12 protein-coding genes are annotated in these 13,117 nt (G+C 41.8%); 11 read left to right on the forward strand and 1 reads right to left on the reverse strand.

The window, feature by feature from the left end; translation table 11 throughout:
• The first annotated feature begins 25 nt into the window (after positions 1 to 25).
• The 11 genes from D8S85_RS13485 (at position 26) to D8S85_RS13525 (ending at position 12,513) form a co-directional block, all read left to right on the forward strand.
• Positions 26 to 3,361: a SusC/RagA family TonB-linked outer membrane protein gene (locus tag D8S85_RS13485; RefSeq protein ID WP_158641585.1), complete on the forward strand. Its 3,336-nt coding sequence runs from the start codon at positions 26 to 28 to the stop codon at positions 3,359 to 3,361.
• An 18-nt stretch (positions 3,362 to 3,379) separates the two neighbouring features.
• Entirely contained in the window at positions 3,380 to 4,837 is a 1,458-nt protein-coding gene (locus tag D8S85_RS13490) for a RagB/SusD family nutrient uptake outer membrane protein (protein WP_106481124.1), read from the forward strand.
• Positions 4,838 to 4,854: 17 nt separating this feature from the next.
• Positions 4,855 to 5,664, forward strand: a complete 810-nt coding sequence (locus tag D8S85_RS13495; protein ID WP_158641586.1) for a DUF4843 domain-containing protein — start codon at positions 4,855 to 4,857, stop codon at positions 5,662 to 5,664.
• A 12-nt stretch (positions 5,665 to 5,676) separates the two neighbouring features.
• Entirely contained in the window at positions 5,677 to 7,119 is a 1,443-nt protein-coding gene (locus tag D8S85_RS13500; protein WP_158641587.1) for a PKD-like family lipoprotein, read from the forward strand.
• Positions 7,094 to 7,237 carry a hypothetical protein gene (locus tag D8S85_RS21530; protein ID WP_158641588.1) on the forward strand — a complete coding sequence of 48 codons (144 nt, stop codon included), beginning with the start codon at positions 7,094 to 7,096 and terminating at the stop codon, positions 7,235 to 7,237. Before D8S85_RS13500 ends, D8S85_RS21530 begins: the two co-directional genes overlap by 26 nt.
• Before the next feature lie 37 nt (positions 7,238 to 7,274).
• A complete protein-coding gene (locus D8S85_RS21535; protein ID WP_172726455.1) occupies positions 7,275 to 7,442 on the forward strand; it encodes a hypothetical protein in 168 nt (55 codons plus the stop codon).
• On the forward strand, positions 7,439 to 8,380 hold the full coding sequence (locus D8S85_RS13505; protein ID WP_240648657.1) for a hypothetical protein: 942 nt from the start codon (positions 7,439 to 7,441) through the stop codon (positions 8,378 to 8,380). The genes D8S85_RS21535 and D8S85_RS13505 overlap by 4 nt, the downstream gene beginning before the upstream one ends.
• Positions 8,381 to 8,563: 183 nt before the next feature.
• On the forward strand, positions 8,564 to 9,538 hold the full coding sequence (locus D8S85_RS13510; protein WP_106625105.1) for a polyprenyl synthetase family protein: 975 nt from the start codon (positions 8,564 to 8,566) through the stop codon (positions 9,536 to 9,538).
• 12 nt (positions 9,539 to 9,550) lie between these two features.
• Positions 9,551 to 9,997, forward strand: a complete 447-nt coding sequence (locus D8S85_RS13515; RefSeq protein WP_106481128.1) for a dCMP deaminase family protein — start codon at positions 9,551 to 9,553, stop codon at positions 9,995 to 9,997.
• Between the two features lie 11 nt (positions 9,998 to 10,008).
• Positions 10,009 to 11,607, forward strand: coding sequence for a S41 family peptidase (locus D8S85_RS13520; RefSeq protein ID WP_106481129.1), 1,599 nt, complete (start codon positions 10,009 to 10,011; stop codon positions 11,605 to 11,607).
• 3 nt (positions 11,608 to 11,610) lie between these two features.
• Positions 11,611 to 12,513: a DNA/RNA non-specific endonuclease gene (locus D8S85_RS13525; RefSeq protein WP_106481130.1), complete on the forward strand. Its 903-nt coding sequence runs from the start codon at positions 11,611 to 11,613 to the stop codon at positions 12,511 to 12,513.
• Between the two features lie 10 nt (positions 12,514 to 12,523).
• Here the strand turns inward: D8S85_RS13525 and D8S85_RS13530 are convergent, their stop codons facing one another.
• Positions 12,524 to 13,048 carry a TlpA family protein disulfide reductase gene (locus tag D8S85_RS13530; RefSeq protein ID WP_106481131.1) on the reverse strand — a complete coding sequence of 175 codons (525 nt, stop codon included), beginning with the start codon at positions 13,046 to 13,048 and terminating at the stop codon, positions 12,524 to 12,526.
• Between the last annotated feature and the right edge of the window lie 69 nt (positions 13,049 to 13,117).

Here is a 13,117-nt window from a genome sequence, read left to right on the forward strand (position 1 = left end):
AAAAATAAATTAAATGAACAAATTTATGAAAAACCAGAAACTCCAATTCAAACCGGGCAGTTTTCGACTGAACGGGTTATTCCGGGTTGTGTTCTTCATGTGTTGCTTGTTGTCGGCAGGGCTGACGCAAGCGCAAGAAAAGAAAATTACGGCGGAATTCAAGGATGCACCCTTATCCAACGTGTTAAAACAACTGGAAAAACTTTCTACCTACAAGATTCTCTTTACTTATGACGACGTGCAGTCCTATAAAGTGACCGTTTCGTTGAAGGATGCGACTATCACCGAGGCTTTACAAAAAGTACTTGATGGTAAACCTTTTGTTTTCTCGGATGTGGCGAATGGAAAATATATATCGGTCGTGTACCAACCCAAGAAAAAGTCTGATGCCACGAAAGAAATCAAGGGAAAGGTAGTGGACAGTAAGGGAGAAATAGTTATCGGGGCCACGATTCGGGTTGTGAGTGCTACAATCGGGACTGCCACCGATATTGATGGAAACTTTACCTTGCGTGTTCCGGAAGATGTAACGACACTTGAAGTCGGGTTTGTCGGGATGAAGACACAACTGGTTTCCATCAAAGACAAAACCGAAGTCCGTGTTGTGATGGAAGAAGATAATACTGTGTTGGAAGACGTGGTGGTTACCGGTATTTTCAAAAAGACGAAGGAAAGTTACACGGGTGCAGTGAGTACGATCTCGAAGGATGAGATCATGGCTTTTCGAGGACAAAATATGCTCCAGACGTTACGGAATATAGATCCAGCTTTTAATGTTATGGAAAATAACGAGTTCGGAAGTGATCCCAACCGGTTACCGGATATTACCGTCCGGGGTAATTCTTCGTTGTCAAGTAATTTGGAGGAATTTAATGCTGGAAATAAGAATAACTTGAATACACCCTTGATTATCATGGATGGTTTTGAAATTTCACTTACGAAATTGATGGATTATAATGATGAGGAGATCGAGTCAATCAATATTCTAAAAGATGCGGCGGCAACGGCGATTTATGGATCACGTGGTGCTAATGGGGTCGTGGTTATTGTTTCGAGACAGCCGGAACCGGGAAAGCTAAAGGTGTTCGCACAAGCCGGTTTTACGCTTGATATTCCTGATCTATCTTCTTATGATTTGATGAATGCACGGGAAAAACTCAAACTGGAATGGGAAGGGGGGCTTTGTAATACGTCGAATCCTAAAAGGGATGTGTTGTTTAAACAAGCTTATTATAAACGTTTGAAAGCGGTTCAAGAAGGGGTTGACACGGATTGGCTAAGCCAGCCTTTGCACACGGGTGTCGGTCAGAATTATAATTTTCGTTTTGAGGGGGGAAGTGAAGAATTTCGTTGGGCTGCTTCTGCCGGGTATAAAGATATACAGGGTGCTATGTTGGGATCTGAGCGTAAGACATTTAATGGTAGTATTACATTGTCATACACGTATAAAGATTTGATTTTTCGTAATCAAACTAGTATTGGTCGTAATAAAAGTCAAGAAAGTCCTTATGGAACGTTTAGTGAGTATGCTAAGCAACAACCTTATCATGCACCTTATGATTCCGATGGTAAATTAAAACGTTATTTTGATGGTTGGGATGCTTGGAGCGGAAAAACTCAAAATCCGTTGTATGACGCAACGTTAAATAACGTGGAAAAGAGTGGTTACACGGAGATTATTAATAATTTTTCTGTAGAATGGAAAGTGTTGCCTGAGTTGACTTTACGAGGACAGTTCGGGATATCGCACAAGGATAATACCTATGATAAGTATCGTTCTCCAGAGAGTTCGGAGTTTATCGAATTTGCGGGTGATCAAATCCTGCGTAAGGGGACGTATGAGTTCACGACCGGGAAAACCAATACGTACGAGGGAAACTTGACGTTAAGTTACTCGAAGTTATTCAAGGAAAAACATTCGTTGTATGTAGGTTTGGATGGTTCGATAGCCCAAAGTGATGGTTATTCTTATGATTTTGAAGTGGAAGGTTTCACGAATGACAGATCATTTATCGGTAATGCTTTGAATTATCCGCAGAATGGTAAACCTTTGGCAACAGAGAGCAAAACTAGACGTATTGGTTTGGTCGGGAATATTAACTATATATATGATAATCGTTATTATGCGGATTTTTCATTACGAACGGACGGGAGTTCGCAATTCGGGGCAAAGAATCGATTTGCCACGTTTTGGAGTGCTGGTATCGGTTGGAATCTTCATCATGAGGCTTTTTTGTCGGGGAGAGATTTCTTGAATACGTTACGTTTACGTTTATCTTATGGAGAAACCGGTTCGCAAAAGTTCGAGTCTTGGCAAGCTCTTTCCATGTTTGAATATTATACGGATGAAAGATACGGGGTGCGTAGTGGTTCTTATTTGAAGGGATTGGGGAATGAAAATTTGAAATGGCAGGTGACTTCCCAATATAATGTTGGGTTGGAATTTACTATTTTGAATAATCGAATTAAGGGTAATTTTGATTATTACGAGAAAAAGACGAATAATTTGCTTTCTTTGATGAATTTACCGAATTCTACAGGTTTTTCTTCTTATATGGAAAATATTGGAGTGGTGAAGAATACGGGCTACGAAGTTTCGTTAAACGGTTATTTGATTCGTGATTCGAAAAGGGACATCGTGTTGATGTTGTCGGCTAAATTGGCTTATAATAAAGATAAAATCACGAAATTGTCAGAAGATATTAAGCGACAGACGGCGGAATTGTTGAAGCAAGATGTAGATATTAATTATTTATTTTATGAAGGGCGTTCTCAAAATTCTCTTTACGCAGTTCGTTCGTTGGGGATTGACCCGAGTAGTGGCGAGGAGATTTTCTTGGATAAGAATGGTAATCCTACTTACACGTGGGCTCCTTCAGATAAAGTGTACATGGGGGTAAGCGAGCCTTTGTATAACGGGAATGCCGGATTGATGTTTTCATGGAAAGATTTTAGTATTAATTTTTCGTTTGGATATCATTGGGGAGGTAAGTTGTATAATTCGACGTTACTGAATAAAGTAGAGGTGACCAAGAATGTTATCCGGAATGGGAATGTGGATAAAAGGGTATTGTCTAACCGCTGGTTGCATGATGGCGACGTGGTGTTTTTTAGAGGGATCTCGGATGTTGCTACTCGGGCCACGTCTCGTTTTGTGATGAAGGATAATGTGTTTGAGTTACAATCAGCTAGTGTGCAATATAAGTGGCATGCTCCTTATTTGCGATGTTTGGGATTGCAAACTATTACATTTGGCGTGAATGTGTCTGATTTATTTTACGTGTCTTCCGTGAAACGTGAACGTGGTACTTCCTATCCGTTTGCTCGAACCGTGGGAGCAAATGTTTCCTTGTTGTTTTAATTCTTAATGTAAAATGATATGAAAAAGTATATTATTTATAGTTTATGCTTTTGGTTCTTTTTTTCTTCTTGCAATGACTGGCTAGACCTGAAGCCGAACTCCCAAACAGAAACGGATGAGATGTTTACTTCTTACGAGGGGTTCAAGAGTGCCTTGACTGGGTGTTATATTAAAATGAGAGACAGGAGATTGTATGGCGAGTATTTGACGATGTCTCATTTGGAATCTTTGGCCCGGTTGTGGTATGTGCGTTCCACGGATGATGTAGTGGAAGCTTTGGCAGAACATGATTACGAGCATGAAAAAGTTAAGGGAATAGTGGCAGATATTTATTCCGGTTTGTACAATGTTATTGTACAGGCAAACACGATTATCGAGCATGCTCGGACGAATGGAAGTTGTATCGAAGATTCCGTTTCTTTGGCGTTGATTGAAGGAGAAGCATATGCTATTCGAGCTTTTTGTCATTTGGACGTGTTGCGGCTTTTTGGACAAATGCCGAAAAACCCGATGCGGAAAGTATCTTTACCTTATGCAGAGGAGGTGTCGATTAAAAAATTGCCTCCCTATTATGATTATGCTGCTTTTTGTACGAAGATCGAAAATGATTTGTTGATGGCAGAGAAAATTCTGGAGAAATTGGATCCGGTTATTGAACGGGGAATGGCATACAGCGGGAGTGATGACGTGATGCATAATTACCGGGGATTGGATTTGAATTACTATGCGGTGAAGGTTTTGCAAGCACGTTTTTATCTTTATATAAATCAGCCGGATAAAGCTTATGCGGCAGCAAAAGCCGTGTATGATGTTATGCCGGTTAAATTGAGTGGGGTGGAGGATATGCAACGTAAGTATTTTGCATCTCCAACGGAGTGTTTGTTTGCTTTAAGTAATAATGCGTTAATCGATTACTCTGTTGCTGTTTTAGGGAATCCCGGAGAAAGGGTAGGCTCAGGTCTTTATATTACTCAAAAGATGTATAATGAACTTTACGAGGGTGTGAGTGGGGAGGCTCATATTCGAGATCTTTCCTGGAATAAGAATACGCTGGATAATTTTGGGAGCAAACAATGTGTGGTAAAGAAGTATTATTACAATACTTCCGAATCACATGAGGCTGATGTGTTGTTGATGAAATTACAGATTGTTCCGATGATTCGGATGTGTGAAGTGTATTTGATTTTGATGGAGACAACCATGGATCTTGATGAGGCAAACGTTCTTTATGTTGATTACATGATGGCTCATAACGTGGGAGATGTGACGAAGTTTGCTTCGTTGGAAAAGGTGAAAGAATTCGTCATGAATGAAATTCGGAGAGAGTTTTTTGCGGAGGGACACATGTTTTATGCTTACAAACGTCAAGGCGTTCAACACATGATGTTTACAGATGAAGACAATTATATTGGTGAAAATGAGTATGTGTTACCATTGCCTGACACGGAGTATGATCCAATCACGTTGAATCAGTAATTTGTAAAATGGATAATATGGAAGATAGAATTTTTAAATATATAGTAGGTATTGTTTTTCTTTGCTCGTTGTTAAGTTGTGAAGAGAAATTGGATAATTATGATACGGAAACTTGTTGGTTACGTTTTAATTTATCCCAGTTGGCGGATACTTTACAGTCACGTTCATTTGTTTATTTGGGTGATGATGCAGAGACAGACACGGTTTGGATTGACGTGAAGACGATCGGGAGTATGAAAGATTATGATCGAAAAATTACTTTCACCCAAGTGATGACAGATACGACAAATGCCGAAGCTGGCAAACATTATATAGCTTTTGATGATTTGGCTCTTGCTAATGCTTATGTTATACCTGCAAATCAAATAAAGGCACGTGTGCCGGTTATTTTTAAACGGGATGTTTCACTGAAGAATATGGATGTTTTACTTGAATTTGTTATTGGATCGAATGATGACTTTCAACCGGGGTTTGTGAAGCCGGATCGAATTCAGGTTTGGCTCACGGATCGATTGGCTCGTCCTTCGAACTGGAATATGTATTTGGATTATTATATTGGTTCTTACGATAGAGGTTTACATGAGTGCTTGATACATATTACAGGAGAGAAATGGGATTACGATTATTTGTATGATGTTTTAGGATTTATTATTCCTGAAGATTCTTGGACTTATACGAATGATAATTACGAGGATGCATATTTTCAGTATTTGATTGGGGTGTGGCAGCAATTGCTGGAAGAAGATAATGCAAGGCGAATTGTAGAAGGTAAGGGGCCTTGGATGCGAGAAGATGGAAAAGAAGTACGTATTGGTGAAACAGAATAAATGTGCATGGATATGGAAAATAAATTGAAATATATTTTGGATATTTTGTTTATCCTGCTTGTTGTCGGTTGTTTCGATGATGAGGGGAATTATTCTTATATTAAAATTTCTGATATAGAGCTAAGTGGTATCGAGAAGGATTACCGGAAATACAGTATGCAGGATTCGTTGATTATTCCGGTAACAGTAAAGACTGAGTATGATAAATCGGATTTAAGATATGTTTGGTTCATTTATAAGGGTTCAGATATGGAATCGGTAGATACGATTAGTAGGGAGAGAGATTTAGTTTATCCTGTGGTTGAGGACGAAGGAGAATATACAGTTGTGTTGAAAGTACAAAATACAGTTAATCAATATGCTGAGTATGCTTCGACGAATTTGATTGTGGAGACCGCTTTTTCACGAGGTTTTTACATTTTAAAGGCTACGGAGAGTGGTGGAACCGAGTTGGATTTTAGGTCTGAAGATGGGAAAATGGGGTATAATTTGTTGGAGAAAGTATTGGAGAATCCTTTAACTGGTTTTCCGAAAGTATTGGCTCAAATGATGAATTATCCTTATGTGGATAAAATGACGAATAGGAAAGTTGTTGGACATGCTTTGGGAATTACGACAGAGGATGACGTTTGTTTGATTGGAGTGAAAGATATGTCTTTGATACATGATCGTCGGACTTTGTTTTTTGGTGACAATAACACCGGGAAACCTGGTCGTTTTTTCCGAGGAATGATGAAAGAGCATTACTTGTCTGGAGATGGCTGCTATTCTATCGGGGCCGGGGATGGTATGTTTGGACAACAATTAAGCACGGGACGTTTTGCTTATCCAAGTTCAATTTCGGGAGGAAGCAAGTGGCTTGTTTACGATCGTGCCTCTTGGGGATTTATGTATTGGGATGAAGAGGCAAAACGTTTTTTACATGTTTCTTACAATGGAGAAGTGACTGCGTTTGAAAATGGCGATGGGTATTATAAGCCGAATGATATTAGGGATGAACTTTTGTATATGGGTGTTTCTCATTATGCTGGGGCAAATGATGTTTATGCTGTATTTCAAGCTCCCAGGGTTACTGAACGTAAATTGTATAAGATGAAAATAACGTCGGGTTCAAATCCTATTGATCAAGAAGGAACAAAGGTTATGGATGTTGCGATGAAGTTTAACTATGCGAGTCATTATGCTATTTGTTCTTATTCTTCTCCAATTATTTATTATATAGTGGAGGAGGAAGGGGGCTCCAAACTTTATAGCTATTCATTTGTTTCGAATAAAGAGGTGTTGGTAGCATTGCAGGGATTGCCCGAGGGTGAGTCGATTAATTTCGTTTCAAATCGTTTTTGGGGAGCTTTTGGTGATACAAAGTACAAGTTTGATTACTTGGTGATTGGAACAACTGCAGGTCAAGGAGATTATACCCTCAGCATGTATGAGATGGTGGGGGGGATTACCTAACGGAGAACCTGTTATTCAGTTTAGTGGAATGGGTGAAGTTGTCGATATTCAGTACATGTCTCCGGTTTTTAATGAGACATGGGAATGGCAGTTGGGTGATTATGGATTAAGTTATTAAGATTGTTTTTGTAAATATTTTTAAATTAAGAGATGTTATGAAAAAGATTTTTTTTATATTATTGATCGTCATGTTATCAGTTCCGGCGTTAGCACAAACAAATTTTCGTGATGTTACTTATAAGGAGGCTATCGTTATCGCCAGAGCTGAAAAAAACAGGTGTTTATTGATTTTTATACATCTTGGTGCGGACCATGCAAGATGATGATGAAGAATATATTCCCGTTAAAAGAGGTAGGGAATTATCTAAATGCTAAATTCGTCTGTATAAAGATTGATGCAGAAAAAGGTGAGGGACCAGAATTGGCCAAACGGTACAAGGTGAAAGCGTATCCGACCTTTGTGGTGATTGATCCCGAAGAGAAAGTGTTGATGATAAAAGAAGGGGGGGATTTTGATGGAAAGGAGTTTATTGGAAGTATTGATCGTCGGATAGATCCAAATAAAACGCCAGAACGTATGCAACAACGTTATGAAAATGGAGAACGTACGGCCGACTTGATTTCTGCTTATGCGGGTCTGAAAATGGAGGAAGTTTATAAAAACCGTCAACCGGATATGACCAAGAAGGAAGAGGCTTTCAAGATGGTGCAGGATTATTTTGATGGCTTGAAGGATAAGGAGCGTTTGGCAGAAGAAAACTTGTTTATCTATACGACTTACACGGAGAGTCCTGCAGATGCAATCGCTCAATATATGATTGCGAACCGGGATAAGTTTGCTCCCGCGATCAAGAGTAATATTTCTGATCGAATAGAAAAACTGTACAAAATGGATGTTTTAAATTACCTGACGGCACGGATCCCTTTTAATCAACAACAGTATGATATTGTGAAAAAAGGAGTTATGGATCTTGGATTGAATAAAGATGGTTATTATACGACGGCATTCCGCTTTATTGAATCTTACGGTAAAGGGGATATGGATGCTTTCATGACGTTATGCGAGAAAGAGTATGATCAGTTGAATGATGATTACAAGTCTTCCCTCATGTATAGTTTTGCTAATGTGTTTGCTAATGCGGATGAGACGGTGAAAAAACGGGCGGCAAAATTTATACGTCATTCATTCCTAGATATGGATGCGACCATGATTATATTTGTGGCCCAACAACTTATGCAATTGGAAGGTAAAGGTCATTGATGATCGAAAATATTAAAAGAGGCTTTCGAAATCGAATCGTTGAATGTCCCGGTTCTCTGAAGTAGAGGCCGGGATATTTTTATGATAAGATTTGTTTGGAAAAAAGATATTTCTTTGCATGAATGATGGGTTGTTGGCGCTTTTTTTATACTTTAGCCGAACTAATTTGAAAATGTGATGGATATGTATACCGTAGATGAACTTAGAGCAATTATAAAGGAAGAGTTAGATAAGAAAGAGTATATACAGGAGCCGTATTCCCTGTTTGAGCCGATTCTCTATATTTTGGAGGATGGAGGGAAACGCCTGCGACCGCTTTTGACATTAATGGCTTATAATCTTTACCGGGAAGATATAGAGAGGGTACTGAAATCCGCTATCGGGATCGAGATATTCCACAATTACACGTTGCTGCATGATGATGTGATGGATGACGCGGAGTTACGGAGAGGCAGGCCGACGGTTCATAAAAAGTGGAACAGTAACGTGGCCATTTTGAGTGGTGATGCGGCAGCTATCACGGCTTATCAGTGCATTGAGCATTGCGAGGACAAGTATTTGCGCCGGGCGATTGATTTCTTTAACCAAGTGGCGATGGATGTGTGTCGGGGACAACAGTATGATATGTTGTTCGAGACTCGGAATGATGTTTCGGAGGAGGAATATATCGAGATGATTTATTTGAAGACTTCGGTGTTGATTGCCGGAAGTTTACGGCATGGAGCTTTGTTGGCGGATGCTCCGGAGCATGAATATAACGCTTTGTATGAATTCGGGGGCTATCTGGGGTTGGCCTTCCAATTGCAGGATGATTACCTGGACGTGTATGGTGACGTGGCGGAATTCGGGAAAAACATCGGTGGCGATATTGTGGCTAATAAAAAGACTTATATGCTGATCAAGGCGTTGGAGTTGGCCGATCCGGAGACAAAAGAGGAGTTGTGGGGATGGATCGAACGAAAAGAGTTTGATCACGAGGAGAAGATCAAGGCGGTAACCAGGATATACGATCGTCTGGGAATTAAAGAGGTTGCTTTCGCGGCAATTGATAAATATTTGAAGATGAGTCGGGATATTCTGGATAAGATTGATGTGCCGAGAGAAAGAAAGGTCGATTTCTACGAAACGTTGGATGCGATCGGGAATCGGAAAAAATAAAATAAAAGATAGATGAGTAAATCGAAGCAACAGTTACTGGATGAACGTTATTTGAGGATGGCCCGGATATGGGCTGAGAATTCGTATTGCGAACGTCGGCAGGTGGGTGCGTTGATTGTGAGGGGGGATGCCATTATATCCGACGGGTATAACGGGACGCCTTCCGGGTTTGAGAATGTTTGCGAGGACGAGAATAACAAGACGAAGCCTTACGTGTTGCACGCCGAAGCAAACGCGATCACGAAGGTGGCGAAGTCGAATAACAGCAGTTTGGGGGCAACGTTGTACGTGACGGCCTCACCTTGTATCGAGTGTGCCAAATTGATCATACAGGCCGGGATTCGGCGAGTGGTGTATTCCGAGAATTACCGGAGTGCCGATGGGATCGAGTTGTTGCAGAAGGCCGGGATTGATGTGGCGTTTATCGAGTTGAACGAGAAACAGGAAAATAAAGATTAAATAGAAAAATAATGAATAAGAGTAATTTGAGGGCATTGTTGACCCCGATCGTGTTGGCGTTGGCTATCGTGTTCGGGATGATGTTGAACCGATTTCTACCGAATCGGAATCGGGTGTCGGCATCCTCGGAAATGTTTTTGCCCGTGACGGGGAGTAAGTTGGATTTGATTATCAGTATGATCCAAAATTCGTACGTGGATACCGTGGATACGCGAAAGATCGTGGAGAACACGATTCCGGTTCTGTTGAAGGATTTGGACCCGCACACGGTGTATATTCCCGCGAAAGATATGCAACGGGCGAACGAGGGAATCGTGGGAAACTTCGGGGGAGTCGGAATCCAGTTCTACAAGTATTTGGACACGGTGACTGTCGTGAAAGTGGTTCCGGGTGGTCCCTCGGAGAAGGCCGGGATAAAGGATGGGGATAGGATTGTGCGGGTGAATGATTCTTTGGTTGCCGGGGTGAAAATGGGCCAAGATAAGATTCAAGAGTTGATGAGGGGTGAACTGGGCACGAAGGTGGTGTTGACGATTGCAAGAAGGGGTGAGCCGAAGCTGATCAAGAAAGAGGTAGTGCGCGGAAGTATTCCGGTGAAAAGCGTGGACGTGGCGTATATGCTGAATGACACGACGGGGTATTTGAAAACAAACACGTTCGGTATGCACACGTATGTTGAGTTCATGCAGGCATTGGCGAAGTTGAAAGAGGAAGGCATGAAGAAAATTATTATCGATTTGCGGGAGAATGAAGGAGGTGTGTTACCGATAGCGATACAAATGATTAACGAGTTCTTGGATGCCGACCGTTTGATTCTTTACACGCAAGGGCAGGCGCAACCTCGTACGGATTACAAGTCTAACGGCAAAGGCCAATTCAAGGATTTGCGAGTGGATGTGTTGATTAGCGAGTTTAGTGCGTCAGCTAGTGAGATTTTTGCCGGGGCGATACAGGATAACGACCGAGGGTTGATCATCGGGCGTCGTTCCTTTGGTAAAGGATTGGTTCAGGAACAGCGGATGTTGCCTGATGGTTCCGCGTTGCGTCTGACGGTAGCCCGTTATTACACACCTTCGGGACGTTCTATCCAGAAACCTTATAACGAAGGGAAAGAAAAGTATTACAATGATATCTACAATCGTTTGGTTCACGGGGAATTCTCCCAAAAGGACAGTATTGTTTTTGATGAGAATTTGAAGTACCAGACGGTGGGTGGACGTACCGTGTATGGTGGAGGCGGTATCATGCCGGATGTCTTTGTTCCGGCGGACACGACCGGGGTTTCCCGTTATCTGAGCGACGTGACGAGAACCCAGTTCTTGTACGAGTACACGTTTGATTTCATGGATCGGCATCGTGCTGAAATGGTGAATCTGAAGGATTATAAGCAGATTCAGAATTACCTGAAATCATTTGATCTGGTGAACGAGATGGCGAATTATGCCGCCCGTCGCGGATTGAAACGGGACGAGAAGGGAATCAAGGAGTCCTACCAGATTTTACGTACCCGAATTGAGGCGTATATTGCCCGTCATACGATAGATGACGAGGGATTCTACCCGATTCTCGGTCAGATTGACAACACGTTGCAGGAAGCGATTAAACAATAATTGATGAAGAGAATATTACACGGGAGGCTGATTTTTGGCCTCCTGTTTCTGTTTCTTGCCTTAGGTAGTTTTGCTGACGGGCGCTATATCCCGGTTTATGAGGACGGGATACGGGTGGATTATAAATATTATTGTCTGGGATTCAACAAGGAGCATAAACAGGCCAACTGGGTGTACTACGAGCTGGGTGCTGCGAATTTGACAGGGAAAGCGAGTCGGAAGAATGATTTCCGGGTGGACCCGAAGATTAGCCGTTGGAGTGCCACTCCCGATGATTACAAGCGAAGCGGTTACGATCGGGGGCATTTGTGTCCCGCGGCGGATATGTCGTTTAATGCGCAGGCGATGAGCGAGACGTTCTATATGTCGAATATGTCTCCTCAAGTACCGATGTTTAACCGGGGAATCTGGAAAGAGTTGGAGGAGCACGTGCGCAATCGGGCCCGGAAGGAGAAACTTTACGTGGTAACGGGACCGATTTTCAAGAGTAATAAAGGTACGATTGGCAAGGGGAAAGTGACGGTTCCGGGGTATTATTACAAATTATTCTACTCCCCTTCCAAGCAGCAAATGATCGCTTACGTGTTGCCCAACGAGGAGAGCAAGCGGTCCTTGAATAGTTTTGCCGTTCCCGTGGATAAGGTGGAGAAGATGACGGGAATTGATTTCTTTTCCCAGTTGCCCGATGATTTGGAACGGGTGCTGGAGGCAGACACGCTTTCGCACGTCTCTCGGGATGGAGGACAAGCATCGAAAAGTTCGTATCGCCCGACAAGAAATCAACAGATTATTGCGGTTGTTGCCGTGGTTGTGATCTTCCTCGTGGTGCATTTCTTGCTAAAACGCCGAGGAGGTAAGAAGAAGAAAAAGAAACCGGCTCGCAAACCGGTAAAGAAAAAGAAATAAGCTCATCGGCTTATTTCTTTTTTAAAAGTGTATCAATGACTTTCACCATTTCCTCGAATTCTTTCGGATCGTAGAGACGGGTGAGGAAGGCGATGTTACCTTCCTTGTCGATGATAATGTTACGGGTAACTCCGGCTCCTTGTGCGGCGTAGGTGTAGAATGCTTTGCCTTCCGGGTCAAGGAGTAGGGGATAGGTGATCTTGATGTCCTTGGCGAACTTTTCGGTGGTCTCTTTGCTCTCTTTGAAGTCGATACCGAAAAGGGCAAATTCCGGATTGTTTTTGTATTTCAGCCAGATGTCCTTTTCAATAAAAGGCATTTCCTTACGACATACACCGCACCAGCTGGCGGTAAATTGTATCATGATGACTTTCCCTTTCAGCTTTTTTAGTTGTTTCTTGGTGCCGTCGGGAAACAATAATTCGATGTTCGGGGCTTTCTCACCTACTTTCACGATGTACCCTCGATCGTCTTGCTGGGCTTTTGCCAGTGAACAGGTCATAACTAGTAATAGTATAAATGTCAGGTGTTTCATAGAATAATGTATATTAAAATTTTATGTTACAAATTTTGAGGCATAGTTAATGATTATTCTTGATAGTTG

Origin of the sequence: Butyricimonas faecalis (assembly GCF_003991565.1) — a bacterium.
Lineage (GTDB): Bacteria > Bacteroidota > Bacteroidia > Bacteroidales > Marinifilaceae > Butyricimonas > Butyricimonas faecalis.